Consider the following 15,827-nt stretch of genomic DNA (forward strand, 5'->3'; position numbering starts at 1 on the left):
TTGTGGTCGGATCGCCGGGGTGAACGAAGAATGGCGTCACTAAAAGACATGCGGGTCCGCATCGCCTCGACCAAGGCGACGCAGAAGATCACCAAGGCCATGCAGATGGTCGCAGCCTCGAAGCTGCGCCGTGCGCAGAACGCCGCCGAAGCGGCGCGGCCCTATGCCACCAAGATGGACGCGGTGATTTCCAACATCGCCGCCGCGGCCAACGGCACGCCCGGCGCGCCGGCGCTGCTTGCGGGCACCGGCAAGGACCAGGTGCACCTGCTCTTGGTCTGCACCGGCGAGCGCGGCCTGTCCGGCGCGTTCAACTCCTCGATCGTGCGCCTGGCGCGCGAGCGGGCGCAGTCGCTGCTCGCGCAGGGCAAGGACGTCAAGTTCTTCTGCGTCGGCCGCAAGGGCTACGAGCAGCTGCGCCGGACCTTCGAGAGCCGCATCGTCGAGCATCTCGATCTGCGTGCGGTGCGTCAGCTCGGCTTCGTTAATGCCGAGGACATTGCCCAGAAGGTGCTGGCGCGATTCGAGGCCGGCGAATTCGACGTCTGTACGCTGTTCTATTCGCGCTTCCAGTCGGTGATCGCGCAGATCCCGACCGCGCAGCAGATCATCCCGCTGGAGGTGGCTGCACCCGCGGCCAATGCGGCTCCCTCGACCTCCTACGAATATGAGCCCGAGGAAGACCAGATCCTTGGCAGCCTGTTGCCGCGCAACCTCGCGGTGCAGATCTTCCGCGCGCTGCTGGAGAACAACGCCTCGTTCTACGGCGCCCAGATGAGCGCGATGGACAGCGCGACGCGCAACGCAGGCGAAATGATCCGCAAGCAAACCCTGACTTACAACCGGACCCGCCAGGCCCAGATCACGAAGGAGCTGATTGAAATCATCTCCGGTGCTGAGGCGGTCTAAGGCAGATTTCGAAGGAGAACAGTCCATGGCTACAGCAGCCAACCAGATCGGTCGCGTTACCCAGGTCACCGGCGCCGTGGTCGACGTGCAGTTCGAAGGCCACCTCCCGGCGATTCTGAATGCGCTCGAGACCAAGAACGGCGGCAACCGCCTGGTGCTCGAAGTCGCGCAGCATCTCGGCGAGTCGACGGTGCGTACCATCGCGATGGATATCACCGAGGGTCTGGTGCGCGGTCAGGAAGTGACCGACACCGGCGAGCCGATCCGGGTGCCGGTCGGTGAAGGCACGCTCGGCCGCATCATCAACGTGATCGGCGAGCCGATCGACGAAGCCGGCCCGATCAAGGCCGAAGGCGTGCGCGCCATCCATCAGGAAGCGCCGACCTACACCGATCAGTCCACGGAAGCCGAAATCCTCGTCACCGGCATCAAGGTCGTCGACCTTCTTGCTCCGTACGCGAAGGGCGGCAAGATCGGCCTGTTCGGCGGCGCCGGCGTCGGCAAGACCGTGCTGATTCAGGAACTGATCAACAACGTCGCGAAGGCGCACGGTGGTTACTCCGTGTTCGCCGGCGTCGGCGAGCGCACCCGTGAAGGTAACGACCTCTATCACGAGTTCATCGAATCGAAGGTCAACGCCGATCCGCACAATCCGGATCCGAGCGTGAAGTCGAAGTGCGCGCTGGTGTTCGGCCAGATGAACGAGCCGCCGGGCGCCCGCGCCCGCGTCGGTCTGACCGGTCTGACGGTCGCCGAGCACTTCCGCGACCAGGGCCAGGACGTGCTGTTCTTCGTCGACAACATCTTCCGCTTCACCCAGGCGGGTTCGGAAGTGTCGGCGCTGCTCGGCCGTATTCCTTCGGCGGTGGGTTATCAGCCGACGCTCGCGACCGACATGGGCGCGCTGCAGGAGCGCATCACCACCACCCAGAAGGGCTCGATCACCTCGGTGCAGGCGATCTACGTGCCGGCCGACGACTTGACCGACCCGGCGCCCGCCACCTCGTTCGCGCATCTGGACGCCACCACGGTGCTGTCGCGCGCGATCTCGGAAAAGGGCATCTACCCGGCGGTGGATCCGCTCGACTCGACCTCGCGCATGCTGTCGGCGCTCGTGGTCGGTGAGGAGCACTACAACACCGCGCGTATGGTCCAGCAAATCCTGCAGCGCTACAAGTCGCTGCAGGACATCATCGCCATTCTCGGCATGGACGAATTGTCGGAAGAGGACAAGCTGACGGTCGCCCGCGCCCGCAAGGTCGAGCGCTTCCTGTCGCAGCCGTTCCACGTCGCTGAAGTCTTCACCGGCTCGCCAGGCAAGTTCGTCGACCTCGCCGACACCATCAAAGGCTTCCGCGATCTCTGCCAGGGCAAGTACGACCATCTGCCGGAAGCGGCGTTCTACATGGTCGGCACCATCGAAGAAGCCGTCGAGAAGGGCAAGAAGCTCGCCGCCGAGGCGGCCTAAGCTTCATGATGTCGTCATCGCCGGACTTGATCCGGCGATCCATCGCACGAGAAGTATTTTGACTGATGGACCCGCGGGTCGAGCCCGCGGGTGACAGCGCAAAGAACGGAAAGACCATGGCCACCTTCCACTTCGATCTCGTCTCTCCCGAAAAGCTCGCCTTCTCCGGCGAGGTCGATCAGGTTGACGTCCCCGGTGTGGAGGGTGATTTCGGTGTGCTCGCCGGACACGCTCCGGTCATCGCCACGGTTCGTCCGGGCATCCTGACGATCACGACCGCCGGCAAGCGCGAGAAGGTGATCGTGCTCGGCGGCCTCGCCGAGGTCTCGGACAAGGGTCTCACCGTGCTCGCCGACGTCGCGACCGCGCTTGCTGACATCGATCGCGCGAAGTTCGCCGAGACGATCAACGAGATGCAGGAGAAGCTCGCCGAGAAGGAGGGCTCCGAGCTCGACCACGCGATCGAGCGGCTCGACCACTTCAAGAGCATCCAGCAAGAGCTCAACACGACGGCTATGCACTAAGGCGCGGTTGCTGACCGGCGATCGCGCCTTTGCGTCGAGTGAGCCGACCCCCTTAGTGGAATAGCTCACACTCTTCCAGTCATCGCCTACCCAGGCTTGAATATTTCAACGCTCGCCACGCCCTGGCGAGCGTTCAATGCTTGTTGCGCGCGGGATCGTCTGGCGGCATTCTCCCCGGCATATCCGCGTTCGGGGGCTGGTACTCATGAAGCGCAAGGTCGCAGCGATCCTCGCGGCCGATATTGCAAGTCAGAGCCGGTTGATTGCCGACGATGAGGAAGAGATGCTGCGGCGGCTCGCCTCTTCTCGACAAGTCCGCATCTTCGCGGTCGGCCCGAACGAACGACCTGCAAATATGTGAAGCAGCTTACAGCAGGGATCGTGCACAAATGACAAGCTGCAGCGCGACGACGATTTGGCCCGACCGCATCGCGATTTCATTCCTGACATAACGGACAAGCTGCCGTGCTGACTTTTACCACCGATGCTCTCCGCCCGCAGGACCGTTTCGAGCACTGGTGCGAGGTGCGCGGCAAGAGCCTGTTCGGGGTCACGATCGAGCTCGAGCGCGACAAGAGGGCCGATTTCCGCGGGCGCTTCTCCGCGACGCCGGTGGGCAGTGCCGTGCTGGCGCAAATGTCGGCCTCCTCCTACCGCGTCAGCCGGACCGCATCCGACATCGCGCGCGTTCCGAGCAACAGCCTGCATCTCGCCTGGCAGGTGCGCGGCCCCGGCCACATGAATATCGGTCGCGATCGCGTCCAGTTTGTGCGTAACGGCGACCTGGTGTTCGGCCATTCCAATCTTCCGTTTGCCTCGACACCCGAACGGACCGACGGCTTTGACTTCTTCAGCCTCAAGATCCCGGTCACCGACGAGCTCGTGCTCGGCGCGCGGATCGAGGACGCGCCGCCGGTCGCGCTGGCGCGCGATGCGAGCCTGACCCGGCTTGTCGGCGCCATGTTCCGCTCGATGACGCGAGATCTCGCGCTAGCCGGGCAGTTCGCTGGCGACGTTGCTCACATGGTGCGCCTGGCGCTGCTCGCGCGCGGACGCGTGCGGCCACGTCAGGACGAAATCCGTGCCGCGCTGCATGCCGGTTACCTTCATGCCGCCCGCGAAATTCTGTTCCGGGACCTGCATCGCGCCTCGCTCACGCCGGCCGCGGTTGCCGCCGAGCTCGGCATCTCACTGCGGCAATTGCATGCGTTGTTCGAGCCGACCGGCCTGTCATTTGCGCGGACGCTGACGGCGGCAAGGTTGAAGGCGGCGAGGCGCGCGCTCTACGCCATGCGGGAGCGCAGCATCGACGAGATCGCGTTCTCGTGCGGCTTCGACAGCATCGCGACCTTCTATCGCGTCTTCCGCTCGACCTACGGCATGACGCCGGGCGACGCGCGGCGCATTCCGCCGCAGGATCAGCCGGCGAATTCCGCGAACCGGGTCGCGACCGCGCGATAGACATCGCGGCGGAACGGCACCACGAGATCGGCAACGCGGTCGAGGCGCTCCCAGCGCCATTGATCGAATTCGGCGGGCTGGCCGTTGCGCGGCGTCAACGGATCGATCTCCTCGTCGCGTCCGGTGAAGCGCAGCGCAAACCATTTCTGGCGCTGGCCGCGGAAGCTGGCCAGCCGGTGCGATGCCGGCCCGTCATAGGCGGGGAATTCGTAGGTCATCCAGTCGGTCTCGCCGAGATAGTCGGCGTTGACCGCCCCGGTCTCCTCCCACAATTCGCGCATCACGGCCTGGCGCGGATCCTCGCCGGCGTCGATGCCGCCCTGCGGCATCTGCCATTCGAGGCCGGGCAGCACGATCTCCGGACCGTCGTCCTTGATCCGGTGGCCGATCAGCACGCGTCCGGCGGCGTTGAACAGCGCGATGCCCACATTGGGGCGATAGGGCTTATCTGATGACATCTCGGTGGGTACGTCGCGCGTTGACCTGGCCGGCTACTTGGCTGCGAGACCGGCAAATTCCTTCACGACGCGCTCATAGACCGGACGCTTGAACGGCACAATCAGCCCCGGCAGATTCTTCATCGGCTCCCAGCGCCAGGTGATGAACTCGGCCTTGTGGCCGCCGCCCGGATTGGCGACGTTGATCTCGTTCTCATCGCCGGTGAAGCGCAACGCGAACCACTTTTGCCGCTGTCCGCGATAGCGGCCCTTCCAGGCGCGGCCCGCGACGGTGCGCGGGATGTCATAGATCAGCCAGTCCGAGACCTCGCCGAGCTTCTCCACGGACTTGATGCTGGTCTCCTCATAGAGCTCGCGCCGCGCGGCTTGAAACGTATCCTCGCCGGGATCGACGCCGCCTTGCGGCATCTGCCAGACATGCGCGTCGTCGACATGCTCGATGCCGCCCGCGCGGCGTCCGATGAAGACTAGCCCCGCTGTATTCAGCAGCATGATGCCGACGCAGGTTCGATAGGGCAGGTCTTCATAACGTGCCATGCTGCCGCTACCTCGCACATTTTCTGGAGCCGCCCGACCCGGCCCCCCGGCAAGGTCTCGAGCAGCACCAACGGATTGATCTTTAGCCCGATTTTGATTTCAGCATCGCCGTTGTCAATGGCACAAGCATAATGCCCTTGGAGTCCAGTGTCTTGAGCCAGGCGCCGAGCCGCTCGATCGAGACCGGCAACGCCGAGGCGACGCCCACCGCCGTGCCGCGTTCCTTGGCGATCGTTTCCAGCTTGACCAGCGCGCGGTCGATTTCCGCCGACGTCGGCACCGCGTCGATGGCGAAATCGGCTTTGGCGAACGGCAATGACTGGCCCGCGGAGAGGGTCTGCGCGACGCTACGCGGGGTGGAACCGTCGTCGAAATAGCTCAGGCCGCGCTTGGCCGCTTCGCGGACGATGGGCTGCATCACGGGATCGGCCGCAACGAACCGGCCTCCCATGAAATTGGCGATCCCGGCATAGCCCTGCAGGCGGCTCAGGTGCCAATAGAAGCGGTCGAGGTTCTGCTCGCTGCTCAGCGTGGTCAGCAGGGTTTGCGGCCCGGGATCGTTGTCGGGATAGTCGAACGGCTCCATCGGGATCTGCAGCAGGATCTCGTGGCGCTGGGACCGGGCGCGTTCCGCAAGCTTGCCCGGATCGGAGCCATAGGGCGTGAAGGCCAGCGTCACCGCCGGCGGCAGCTTCATGATGGCGTCGGTGGTCTTGGCGGCGCCGACGCCGAGGCCGGCGACCACGATGGCGACCACGGGCATCCGGGCGGCCTTGGCGCGGTCGGCCTCGGCCGCGTAGACCGTGAACGGCTTCAGGCCGTCGGCGACCACCGGGATCATGCCGTAGCGTGACTTTTCCAGCAGGCGCGGATCGATGCCGGTCATCGCGAGGGGCGGCGTATCGCCATCGGCCTTGTCGGCCGGGTCGCCGGCGCCGATCACCACGTCCTGACGCTTGCCGCTGGAGCCGTCGATGATGGTGACAGTCCTCGCGTCACTGGCTGTGGCCGGCGCCTTGGCGGCGGATTTGGCAGCCGGTTCGGCCGTCACCTGGCCGGCTGGAGCGTGCTTGTCGTCAGCGGCGGCGGGCGGGGGATTGCGGAGCGTGACACGGGCGATCGGCTCGCCCCCGAGCGGGTTGTCGTTGAACAGCGCGATGCCGACAAAGCCGACCAGCACGAGCCCGAGCAGCACGGCGAACGCCTGCATCGCCGTGAATGGCAGGTGAAACCGGCGCGTCCTGCCCACGGCATTCTGCCCAAGCGGCGTGCTCAGTTCGTCGGCCGCTTCTGCCATGACCCTCCCCGAATCAACAGCGCGAACGATAGCACGATGCGGTGCATTCCCGCGCGCCGGCCTCCCCGGCAAAGCACGGTTACGGGTGGACACCGAAAGCAGAAAGGGCGGCCCGCGGGCCGCCCTGTTCGCCGAATCGATCGGATTAAATCAGTTCGCGGCCTTGTTGCCCGGCTTGTCGACCGCGGCCTTGTCGCGCGCAGCCTCCGGCGCCGCCGGCGCGCTCGAGGTCGACTTGATGCCATGCAGCAGGTCGTCGGCCATCTTCAGCGCCTTGTCGTCCTTGTCGTCCGGCGGGACGTAGGACTGCGAGCCGGTCTTCTCGTCGCCGTCGTTCTTCAGATGGCCGCGCAGCGAGGCTTCGCCCTTGGTGTCGGTGCGCGCCTTCAGCTCTTCCGGCACGTCCTGCAGCACCTCAATGTCGGGCACGATGCCCTTGGCCTGGATCGACTTGCCCGACGGCGTGTAGTAGCGCGCGGTGGTCAGGCGCAGCGCGCCATTGCCCGAGCCGAGCGGGATGATGGTCTGCACCGAGCCCTTGCCGAACGAACGGGTGCCGACCAGCGTCGCCCGCTTGTGGTCCTGCAACGCGCCGGCGACGATTTCGGAGGCCGATGCCGAGCCGCCGTTGATCAGCACGATCACCGGCTTGCCCTTGGTCAGGTCGCCCGGATGGGCGGCGCGGCGCTGGGTTTCCTCGGCATTGCGACCGCGGGTCGAGACGATCTCGCCACGCTCCAGGAAGGAGTCGGACACCGTGACCGCCTCTTCGAGCAGGCCGCCCGGATTGTTGCGGAGATCGATGATGTAGCCCTTCAGCTTGTCGCCGATCTGGCCCTGCAGATTGGCGATCTCCTTCTTCAGGCCTTCGGTGGTCTGCTCGTTGAAGGTGGTGATGCGGATATAGGCGATGTCGTCGGCCTCGACGCGCGCGCGCACCGAGCGGACGCGGATGTTGTCGCGCACCAGCGTGACGTCGATCGGATTGTCCTGGCCCTTGCGGATGATCTTGAGCTTGATCTTGGTGTTGACCGGACCGCGCATCTTCTCGACGGCCTGGTTCAAGGTCAGGCCCTGCACGGCCTCGTCGTCGAGGGTCGTGATGATGTCGTTGGCCATGATGCCGGCCTTCGAGGCCGGGGTGTCGTCGATCGGCGAGACGACCTTGATCAGGCCGTCTTCCATCGTGACCTCGATGCCGAGGCCGCCGAACTCGCCGCGGGTCTGCACCTGCATGTCGCGGAAGCTCTTGGCGTCCATGTAGCTCGAGTGCGGGTCGAGGCCGGTCAGCATGCCGGAGATTGCGGATTCGACCAGCTTGCTGTCGTCGGGCTTCTCGACATAGTCGCTGCGCACCCGCTCGAACACGTCGCCGAACAGATTGAGCTGGCGATAGGTGTCCGACGTCGCGGCGCGCGCGCTCGATCCCATCAGCACAGCGCGGGGCTGCGTGACGAAAAGCGTCAGGGCCGCGCCGGTGGCGGCGCTAAGGAGAATTACCGAAGTCTTGCGCATCATCCGCGAACCTTTTCGCCTTCATTTGCGGCCCACCATGGACCTGGATCGATTGGAGTGCCGTCTTTCCGGAACTCGACATAGAGCACTGGCTGGCTCGCATTTGTCGCGAGAATGGATGCAACTTGGGACGTCGACCCCATGGTCGCAACCGGCTCCCCCGTAAGTACAAACTGGCCGATGTTTACCGAAATACGCTCCATCCCGGCGATCAGGACATGATACCCGCCCCCGGCATTGAGGATCAAGAGTTGTCCATAGCTACGGAAAGGACCAGCGTAAACAACCCAGCCGTCACACGGGGTTGTGACCTGCGCGCCCGGCTTGGCCGCCAAAGAAATGCCTTTTTGTACGCCCCCGGCGCCGTCGGAACCGCCAAATTCGCGAATCTTGGTGCCATTTACGGGATAGGAGAACAGGCCTTTGGCCGAGGCGAAAGCGACCGCCGGGCTCATGCGGGCCGGGTCCTTGAGCGCCCCCAGATTCGGCTTGCCGTTAATCGTCGCCGGCGCCCCCTGGAGGCTGGCCGTGGCGGCGGCCTTGGCCGCGCTCTTGAGGTCCTGCTCCATCTTGGCGATCAGGGTCTGCAGATTGTCGGCCTGCTTGGACAGCGCGATGGCGCGGGCGCCTTCGGCCTCCATGTCCTTTTCGGCCGCGCTCTGTTGCCGCTGGCGTTCGTCGACCAGCGCCGCCAGCCGGGTCTGGTCTTCCCTCAGCTTGTCGCGGTCGGCCGCCAGCGCGTCGCGCTCGGTCGAGATGGTCTTGCGCAGCGCCACCAGCTCGCCGAGATCGGTCGCAAGCTTCTCGGCGCGGACGCGCAACTCCGGCACCACGGCGCCGAGCAGCATCGCGGTGCGCAGCGATTGCAGCGCGTCCTCGGGCCGCACCAGCAGCGCCGGCGGCGTGCGTCGTCCAGCGCGCTGCAGCGCGGCCAGCACCTCGATCACCTCGGAGCGGCGTGAATCGAGCGAGGCGCGGATCTCGCGCTCACGGCCGTCGAGCGGCTGCAGGCGTGCCTCGGCGTCGGCGATCCGCGTCTCGACGCCGCGCACCTGGCCGGCAATGTCGATCAGCTGCTGATTGAGCTTGCTGCGGTCCTGGCCGATCGCGGCGATGTCGGCCTTCAGCTTCTCCTGCAGCTCGGTCGCCTTGCGCTGCTGCTCGCGCGCGGCCTCGAGTTCCTGCTCGCGTTGCTTGATTGCATCGGGAGATGTCTCCGCGGTTGCGGCCTGCTGTGCGGGCGGCGCGGGCTGTTGTGCGGGTGGTGTCGCCTGCGCGTGCGCCGCGGCCAGCGGATATGCGGCGAATATCGCGATCGACAGCGGCAGCGATGCCGGCAGCCGGCGGCGGCGCGCGGTGCCGGCATGCGAAGCCGAATACGAAGCTGTGTCCCGCTTGTGCTGCATTCGCGTGAGTTCAGTGGTTTCGACTGTCCGTCACCACGCCTTACGCGCGATGATAGGGGTGGCCGGCCAAAATGGTTGCGGCGCGATAAATCTGTTCCAGAAGCATGACGCGGACCATTTGATGCGGCCAGGTCGCGGAGCCGAATGCAATTCGCAACAAAGCCTTGCGCTGCAATTCAGGCGAAAGTCCGTCCGCACCGCCGATCACGAAGACAGTATGTGCTGTTCCCTCGTCGCGCCAGCGGCCGAGCTGCTGGGCAAAGCTCGCGCTGTCGATGCTCTTGCCGCGTTCGTCGAGCGCGACCAGCGCGTGCTTCTCAGGCAGCAATGCGGAGATCGCCGCAGCCTCCTCGGCGATCCGCGCTCCCGCGTCGCGCGCGCGGCTTTCCGCGATCTCGTGGATCTCGAGGCCGCGAAACCCGAGCTTGCGACCGATATCCTCGAAGCGCTCGCGGTAACGCTCGGCGAGCTCCCGTTCAGGGCCCTGTTTCAGACGACCGATGCAGATCACGACGAGACGCATCAACGCAGACTAGCTGCGCTGCAGCCGATTCGCATCGGCTTCGATACCCCTTAGACCGCCGCGACCGCCGGGTTCTGAGTCCACAACCGTTCGAGGTTGTAGAACTCGCGCACCTCGGGCCTGAACACGTGCACGATCACCTCGCCGGAATCGATCAGCACCCAGTCGCAGTTGGGCAAGCCCTCGACATGGATGTTCTTGACCCCGTTCTCCTTGAGGCTTTTCGTCACATTTTCCGCGATCGCGCCAACGTGCCGGTTAACCCGGCCGGTGGTGACGATCATGTAGTCGGAATATGCGGATTTGCCCCGAAGGTCGATGGTGACCGTCTCTTCCGCCTTCATGTCCTCGAGGCGGGAGAGGATCAGGCTCAGCGTCTTGTTGGCATCCGGTTTGTCGGCGTCCGGTTGCGCCTGCAAGGCCGCGGTTTTCGTCGATGTTTTACGCGCAGTCTTTGGAACCTTGGGTAAAACAGACTTTGACAATACAGATGTGGCCAGGGACCATTCCTTTCACTGTATCGCGGGTGCCGAATCCTCGGCCCCACGCGCCATACTACGCATGTGGGGTTAATGGTTTCAATATTCCAGTAACCCTTTTGCGCTTCATGCCGTTCTCCAGCTCCCGTCCGGGTTCCGAAGGCCGGTCGAAGACAGATTGGATTTCATTCCTGTCAGGAACACCCACGCCGGCGCCTGCTGGTGGGCCAACCGTGTCGCCTGATTTTCGGGCATGCGATAGCGCGTGAGCGCCTGCGCCGCCGGTGCGGCAAGGGCGCGGAAGCTCTGGGGCGGACGGTCGATCACGGCAATCGGCACATCGGACGCGATGCGCCGCCAATCTTTCCAGCGATGAAATTGCGCGAGATTGTCAGCGCCCATGATCCAGACGAAGTGCACGCCGGAGACACGGCGGCGCAAGTGGATGATCGTGTCCACAGTGTAGCGGGTGCCGATGACAGCTTCGAGACAGCTGATGTCGATGCGCGGATCGTCGGCAACGCGGCGCGCGGCCTCGGCGCGCTCGGCAAGCGCGTGCAGGCCGTCATGGTTCTTCAGCGGATTGCCCGGCGTCAGCAGCCACCACACGCGGTCGAGCTGCAATCGCTTGAGCGCGAACAGGCTGATGGCGCGATGCGCGGCGTGCGGCGGATTGAACGAGCCGCCAAGCAGCCCGATGCGCATGCCGTTGGTATAGAACGGAAGCGCCTGGGCTGCGGATAACGACACGGTCGATGCTTGCTGCAATGGCTTACCGTGCGCGTGCGACAATGATCACGGCCGCGTCTGCCCGGTGCCGTGGATGCGGTACTTGAAGCTCGTCAGCTGCTCGGCGCCGACAGGCCCGCGGGCGTGGAATTTGCCGGTCGCAATTCCGATCTCCGCGCCGAAGCCGAACTCGCCGCCGTCGGCGAACTGGGTCGAGGCGTTGTGCAGCACGATCGCCGAATCGACCTCGTTGAGAAATCTTTGCGCGGCCGCGGCATCCTCCGTCACGATCGCATCGGTGTGATGCGAGCCGTGATTTTGAATATGCGCAATCGCTTCATCGAGACCGTCGACGATCTTCGCCGAGATGATGGCGTCCTCATATTCCGTGTCCCAGTCCTCGTCGGATGCGGGCTTCACCCTGGCATCGACGCCCTGCACGACGTCGTCGCCGCGCACCTCGCAGCCTGCATCGATCAGCAGCTCGACCAGCGGTTTCAGCTGCGTCCCGGCAGCCTTGCGATCGACCAGCAGGGTCTCGACGGCGCCGCAGACACCGGGACGGCGCATCTTGGCGTTCAGCACGACCGCCTTGGCCATATCGAGCCTTGCGCTGGCATCGACGTAGATGTGGTTGACGCCCTCGAGATGCGCGAACACCGGAACGCGTGCTTCCGCCTCGACGCGTGCGACCAGACTCTTGCCGCCGCGCGGCACGATCACATCGATGCCGCCGTTCAATCCCGTCAGCATCAGGCCGACGGCCGCACGGTCACGGGTCGGTACCAGGGTGATCGCGGCCTCAGGCAGGCCGGCTTCACGCAGGCCCTGCACCAGGCAATCATGGATCGCGCGGCAGGAGCGGAAACTGTCCGAGCCGCCGCGCAGGATCACGGCGTTGCCGGACTTCAGGCACAGCACGCCGGCGTCGGCGGCGACGTTGGGCCGGCTCTCGAAGATCACGCCGATGACGCCGAGCGGCACGCGGACGCGCTCGATGGTCATGCCGTTCGGCCGCTGCCAGCTTTCGGTGACGGCGCCGACCGGATCAATGATCTCGCGTACGGTCGCAACGCCATCGGCCATGCTGGCGACGCGCGCCTGCGTCAGGGTCAGGCGGTCGACGAAGGCAGAGGTCATGCCGCTCGCGCGCGCCTCGGCGACATCCTCGGCATTGGCGGCGAGGATGGCCGGCGCATTGGCGCGGATCGCGCGTTCGATCGCCGCGAGCGCCCGGTCCTTCTGCTCCGGCGGCGCCAGCGCCAGCACACGCGCGGCGGCGCGCGCCTTGGCGGCGAGGTCGGTCATCAGGGCGGTGAGATCGGCGTTGCCGTCGATCGCCTTCAGGGGGGCGCTCATGAAACTACCAGCTTTGGACTAAGGCCATGTTCTAGCATGGCAATTGAAGGGTGGCGAGGCACGGAACCGGCATGGCAGATGGGCGGCAGGCCGCCCGCTCGGCCCAGCAAGTTATTTGGGCCTATTTGGGCGGGATCGCCCCGGCCGGGCCGATCACGAGGTCGTCGCGATGGATCATCTCGGATCGGCCGCTGATGCCCAGAATGGCCATCACATCGGGCGAGGAGCGGCCCATGATCTTCTCGGCGTTCTCGGCGTCGTAGGCGACCAGGCCGCGGCCGATCTCATGGGTGTCGGGGCCGCGCACCACCACGGCATCGCCGCGGGCGAACTGGCCGTCGACCCGGATCACGCCGGCCGGCAGCAGGCTCTTGCCGGCGCGCAGCGCCGCGACCGCGCCGGCATCGATGGTCAGCGTGCCCTTCGGCTCGAGCGAGCCCGCGATCCAGCGCTTGCGCGCGGTGACGGGATTGGCGGGGGTCAGGAACCAGGTGCAGCGGCCGCCATCGGCGATCGCAGCAAGCGGATGCTCGATCTTGCCGGAGGCGATCAGCATATGGGTGCCGGCCGTGGTCGCGATCTTCGCGGCCTCGATCTTGGTGGTCATGCCGCCGCGCGACAGCTCGGACCCGGCCGAGCCGGCCATCCCCTCGATCTCCGAGGTGATGCTTTCGACCACCGGGATCAGCCTGGCGTCGGGATCGACCGCGGGCGGCGCGGTGTAGAGGCCGTCGATATCCGACAGCAGGATCAGCAGATCCGCACTCGCCATGGTGGCGACGCGGGCGGCGAGGCGATCATTGTCGCCATAGCGGATCTCTGTCGTGGCGACCGTGTCGTTCTCGTTGATGACGGGCACCGCGCCCCATTCCAGCAGCTTGGCGATCGTCGAGCGCGCGTTGAGATAGCGGCGGCGCTCCTCGGTGTCCTGCAGCGTCACCAGGATCTGCCCGGCGCCGATGCCGTGATCTCCGAGTACCTCCGACCAGATCCGCGCCAACGCGATCTGGCCGACCGCTGCGGCGGCCTGGCTCTCTTCCAGCTTCAGCGGGCCGCGCGGCAGCTTCAGGCGGCTGCGGCCGAGCGCGATCGAGCCCGACGACACCACCATGACCTCGCAGCCTCGCTTGTGGAGCTTTGCGATGTCGTCGACCAGCGCGGCGAGCCAGGACGCGCGCACCTCGCCGGCCTGCGAATCGACCAGCAGCGACGAGCCGACCTTGACGACGATGCGGCGAAAGTTCTTGAGCGCGGGGCGTTTCATGGGTTCGGTCTGGCAGGGAGGTGGAAGCAAGAGGCGCCACGAGGTGGCTCGGAAAATCGATGTGTGCCGTTCAACCCTGCGGCACCGGCGTCGCCCACGGCTCCGCCTGACCCTTGGCCTTGTTGGACACCGGCGCCTCGCCGATCACGTCGACCAGCGCGCGCAGCGCATCCTGCACGCCTTCGCCGGTCGCGCCTGACAGCAACAGCGGGGTCTTCTTCGCCGCCCGCTTGAGGCGGTCCTTCTGCTTCTTCAGTTCGTCGGGCGCGACCGCGTCGATCTTGTTGAGCGCGACGATCTCGATCTTGTCGGCGAGCTGGCCCTCATAGGCTTCGAGCTCAGTGCGCACCGTCTTGTAGGCCTTGCCGGCATGCTCGCATGTCGCATCGACCAGATGCAGCAGCACGCGGCAGCGCTCGACATGGCCGAGGAAGCGGTCGCCGAGCCCGGCGCCTTCATGCGCGCCTTCGATCAGCCCGGGGATGTCGGCGAGCACGAATTCGCGGCCGCCGAAATTCACCACGCCAAGCTGCGGATGCAGCGTGGTGAAGGGATAGTCGGCGATCTTCGGCCGCGCCGCGCTGACCACCGACAGGAAGGTCGATTTGCCGGCATTGGGCAGGCCGACCAGCCCGGCATCGGCGATCAGCTTGAGCCGCAGCCAGATCCAGCGCTCTTCGCCCGGCGCGCCGGGATTGGCGTTGCGCGGCGCGCGGTTGGTGGAGGATTTGAAATGCGCGTTGCCGAAGCCGCCATTGCCGCCCTTGGCCAGCACGAAGGTCTCGCCGAGCTCGGTGAAGTCGTGCAGCAGCGTCTCGCGGTCCTCGTCGAACACCTGGGTGCCGACCGGCACTTTCAGCACGATCGACTTGCCGTTGGCGCCATGGCGGTCCTTGCCCATGCCATTGCCGCCCTTCTGCGCCTTGAAGTGCTGCTGGTAGCGATAGTCGATCAGCGTGTTCAGTCCGTCGACGGACTCGATGATGACGTCGCCGCCGCGGCCGCCATTGCCGCCGGACGGACCGCCGAACTCGATGAACTTCTCGCGCCGGAACGCGACGCAGCCGTTACCGCCGTCGCCCGAGCGAATATAGACCTTGGCTTCATCGAGGAATTTCATGATTTTCACTAGTTAGGGCAGGGTGGCCGCGGCGGCAACCCGGAAAGGCCCTGACTTCAGCGAAAAGCCTTAATTTTCGGGCCTTTTTACGGCCCAAGCTCCTTGTTTGAGCATGATCTCCGCGCAAACGCTATGCGTTCGTCGCGGGGGAAAACCGCTTCACACTTTTCTGGATCACGCTCCTAGCCGGGTCTGCGCCGGACCAGGAATTTCTGCATCCCCTCCAGCACCAGCTCGCGGCGCTGGTTGTGCACGGTCGAGCGCAGCGTCACGACGCCGGTGGTCTTACCCGGTGACAGCTCGATCACCTCCAGCGAGGGGTAGATGGTATCGCCGGCATAGACCGGCTTCAGGAACTTGCTCGATTGCTCGAGGAAGCCGATCAGCGATTCCTCCACGACATAGGGAAACAATCCGGCGCCGGGCGCGGTGTGCACCAGGGTCTGGAAGCCGTGGGCGAGCAGATCAGGCATGCCGCGCGCGCGGCAATATTCGACGTCGTAATGGATCGGATGGGTGTCGCCGCTGGCGGTCTGGAACGCCGCGAACACCGCCGAGGTCTGGGTCCGGCTCGGAATCACGAAGCGCTCGCCGAGCACGAAATCCTCGAACCAGCGCTGCGCGGGGACCATGCGATGCTGGGTGGGGTCGAATTCGCTCATGCGGCGTTTCCTGCTCTTTTTGTTGCCGGATGAGCTACCGGTATCGCAGCGGCGCAGGTGCGGCAATCCGTTCAATTCGTCATGCCCGGGCTTGTCCCGGGCATCCACGCCTTTAA

At 65.5% G+C, this 15,827-nt stretch carries 17 protein-coding genes; 5 read left to right on the top strand and 12 right to left on the bottom strand.

The window, feature by feature from the left end:
- Window positions 1-30: 30 nt before the first annotated feature.
- The 5 genes from ACVWY5_RS40225 to ACVWY5_RS40245 all read left to right on the top strand — a co-directional run bounded on the left by ACVWY5_RS40225 (window position 31) and on the right by ACVWY5_RS40245 (window position 4,362).
- Entirely contained in the window at window positions 31-909 is an 879-nt protein-coding gene (locus ACVWY5_RS40225) for a F0F1 ATP synthase subunit gamma (protein ID WP_028336319.1), read from the top strand.
- Between the two features lie 25 nt (window positions 910-934).
- Window positions 935-2,377, top strand: coding sequence for a F0F1 ATP synthase subunit beta (atpD, locus tag ACVWY5_RS40230; RefSeq protein ID WP_028336320.1), 1,443 nt, complete (start codon window positions 935-937; stop codon window positions 2,375-2,377).
- Window positions 2,378-2,493: 116 nt separating this feature from the next.
- Window positions 2,494-2,901, top strand: coding sequence for a F0F1 ATP synthase subunit epsilon (locus ACVWY5_RS40235; RefSeq protein WP_028336321.1), 408 nt, complete (start codon window positions 2,494-2,496; stop codon window positions 2,899-2,901).
- Between the two features lie 205 nt (window positions 2,902-3,106).
- Window positions 3,107-3,262: a hypothetical protein gene (locus ACVWY5_RS40240; protein WP_283090722.1), complete on the top strand. Its 156-nt coding sequence runs from the start codon at window positions 3,107-3,109 to the stop codon at window positions 3,260-3,262.
- Between the two features lie 104 nt (window positions 3,263-3,366).
- Window positions 3,367-4,362, top strand: coding sequence for an AraC family transcriptional regulator (locus tag ACVWY5_RS40245; protein ID WP_028336323.1), 996 nt, complete (start codon window positions 3,367-3,369; stop codon window positions 4,360-4,362).
- On the opposite strand, the gene ACVWY5_RS40250 is transcribed toward ACVWY5_RS40245, so the two are convergent.
- The 12 genes from ACVWY5_RS40250 to ACVWY5_RS40305 all read right to left on the bottom strand — a co-directional run bounded on the left by ACVWY5_RS40250 (window position 4,320) and on the right by ACVWY5_RS40305 (window position 15,711).
- Window positions 4,320-4,820, bottom strand: a complete 501-nt coding sequence (locus ACVWY5_RS40250; protein ID WP_028336324.1) for an RNA pyrophosphohydrolase — start codon at window positions 4,818-4,820, stop codon at window positions 4,320-4,322. The two genes, ACVWY5_RS40245 and ACVWY5_RS40250, sit on opposite strands and share 43 nt — an antisense overlap.
- A 33-nt stretch (window positions 4,821-4,853) precedes the next feature.
- Entirely contained in the window at window positions 4,854-5,357 is a 504-nt protein-coding gene (locus ACVWY5_RS40255) for an RNA pyrophosphohydrolase (RefSeq protein WP_028336325.1), read from the bottom strand.
- Window positions 5,358-5,439: 82 nt separating this feature from the next.
- Window positions 5,440-6,654 carry a divergent polysaccharide deacetylase family protein gene (locus ACVWY5_RS40260; protein WP_028336326.1) on the bottom strand — a complete coding sequence of 405 codons (1,215 nt, stop codon included), beginning with the start codon at window positions 6,652-6,654 and terminating at the stop codon, window positions 5,440-5,442.
- A gap of 150 nt (window positions 6,655-6,804) precedes the next feature.
- A complete protein-coding gene (locus ACVWY5_RS40265; RefSeq protein ID WP_028336327.1) occupies window positions 6,805-8,172 on the bottom strand; it encodes a S41 family peptidase in 1,368 nt (455 codons plus the stop codon).
- Window positions 8,169-9,575, bottom strand: coding sequence for a murein hydrolase activator EnvC family protein (locus ACVWY5_RS40270; RefSeq protein ID WP_028336328.1), 1,407 nt, complete (start codon window positions 9,573-9,575; stop codon window positions 8,169-8,171). Before ACVWY5_RS40270 ends, ACVWY5_RS40265 begins: the two co-directional genes overlap by 4 nt.
- A 40-nt stretch (window positions 9,576-9,615) precedes the next feature.
- A complete protein-coding gene (gene rlmH, locus ACVWY5_RS40275) occupies window positions 9,616-10,098 on the bottom strand; it encodes a 23S rRNA (pseudouridine(1915)-N(3))-methyltransferase RlmH (RefSeq protein WP_028336329.1) in 483 nt (160 codons plus the stop codon).
- Window positions 10,099-10,148: 50 nt separating this feature from the next.
- Window positions 10,149-10,517, bottom strand: a complete 369-nt coding sequence (gene rsfS, locus ACVWY5_RS40280) for a ribosome silencing factor (RefSeq protein ID WP_016847840.1) — start codon at window positions 10,515-10,517, stop codon at window positions 10,149-10,151.
- Window positions 10,518-10,703: 186 nt separating this feature from the next.
- Window positions 10,704-11,327, bottom strand: coding sequence for a nicotinate-nucleotide adenylyltransferase (locus tag ACVWY5_RS40285; protein WP_028336330.1), 624 nt, complete (start codon window positions 11,325-11,327; stop codon window positions 10,704-10,706).
- Between the two features lie 45 nt (window positions 11,328-11,372).
- Complete coding sequence (locus ACVWY5_RS40290; protein ID WP_028336331.1) at window positions 11,373-12,665, bottom strand: glutamate-5-semialdehyde dehydrogenase; 1,293 nt, start codon at window positions 12,663-12,665, stop codon at window positions 11,373-11,375.
- A 121-nt stretch (window positions 12,666-12,786) separates the two neighbouring features.
- A complete protein-coding gene (gene proB, locus ACVWY5_RS40295; RefSeq protein WP_028336332.1) occupies window positions 12,787-13,929 on the bottom strand; it encodes a glutamate 5-kinase in 1,143 nt (380 codons plus the stop codon).
- 70 nt (window positions 13,930-13,999) lie between these two features.
- The gene (gene obgE / locus ACVWY5_RS40300; protein WP_028336333.1) at window positions 14,000-15,049 is read right to left on the bottom strand and encodes a GTPase ObgE; all 1,050 of its coding nucleotides are present in this window, start codon (window positions 15,047-15,049) and stop codon (window positions 14,000-14,002) included.
- A gap of 182 nt (window positions 15,050-15,231) precedes the next feature.
- Window positions 15,232-15,711 (bottom strand): MaoC family dehydratase, encoded by a 480-nt coding sequence (locus tag ACVWY5_RS40305; protein WP_028336334.1) that lies wholly within the window; start codon window positions 15,709-15,711, stop codon window positions 15,232-15,234.
- Window positions 15,712-15,827: the final 116 nt, after the last annotated feature.

This window comes from Bradyrhizobium sp. USDA 3256 (assembly GCF_054058275.1).

Bases quoted from the DNA above. Each gene is read 5' to 3' on its own strand.
- ACVWY5_RS40225 (WP_028336319.1), top strand. From the start codon at position 31: ATGGCGTCACTAAAAGACATGCGGGTCCGCATCGCCTCGACCAAGGCG.
- ACVWY5_RS40260 (WP_028336326.1), bottom strand. From the start codon at position 6,654: ATGGCAGAAGCGGCCGACGAACTGAGCACGCCGCTTGGGCAGAATGCC.
- ACVWY5_RS40270 (WP_028336328.1), bottom strand. From the start codon at position 9,575: ATGCAGCACAAGCGGGACACAGCTTCGTATTCGGCTTCGCATGCCGGC.
- ACVWY5_RS40250 (WP_028336324.1), bottom strand. From the start codon at position 4,820: ATGTCATCAGATAAGCCCTATCGCCCCAATGTGGGCATCGCGCTGTTC.
- obgE (WP_028336333.1), bottom strand. From the start codon at position 15,049: ATGAAATTCCTCGATGAAGCCAAGGTCTATATTCGCTCGGGCGACGGC.
- ACVWY5_RS40235 (WP_028336321.1), top strand. From the start codon at position 2,494: ATGGCCACCTTCCACTTCGATCTCGTCTCTCCCGAAAAGCTCGCCTTC.
- atpD (WP_028336320.1), top strand. From the start codon at position 935: ATGGCTACAGCAGCCAACCAGATCGGTCGCGTTACCCAGGTCACCGGC.
- ACVWY5_RS40265 (WP_028336327.1), bottom strand. From the start codon at position 8,172: ATGATGCGCAAGACTTCGGTAATTCTCCTTAGCGCCGCCACCGGCGCG.
- rlmH (WP_028336329.1), bottom strand. From the start codon at position 10,098: ATGCGTCTCGTCGTGATCTGCATCGGTCGTCTGAAACAGGGCCCTGAA.
- ACVWY5_RS40255 (WP_028336325.1), bottom strand. From the start codon at position 5,357: ATGGCACGTTATGAAGACCTGCCCTATCGAACCTGCGTCGGCATCATG.
- ACVWY5_RS40240 (WP_283090722.1), top strand. From the start codon at position 3,107: ATGAAGCGCAAGGTCGCAGCGATCCTCGCGGCCGATATTGCAAGTCAG.
- ACVWY5_RS40305 (WP_028336334.1), bottom strand. From the start codon at position 15,711: ATGAGCGAATTCGACCCCACCCAGCATCGCATGGTCCCCGCGCAGCGC.
- proB (WP_028336332.1), bottom strand. From the start codon at position 13,929: ATGAAACGCCCCGCGCTCAAGAACTTTCGCCGCATCGTCGTCAAGGTC.
- ACVWY5_RS40290 (WP_028336331.1), bottom strand. From the start codon at position 12,665: ATGAGCGCCCCCCTGAAGGCGATCGACGGCAACGCCGATCTCACCGCC.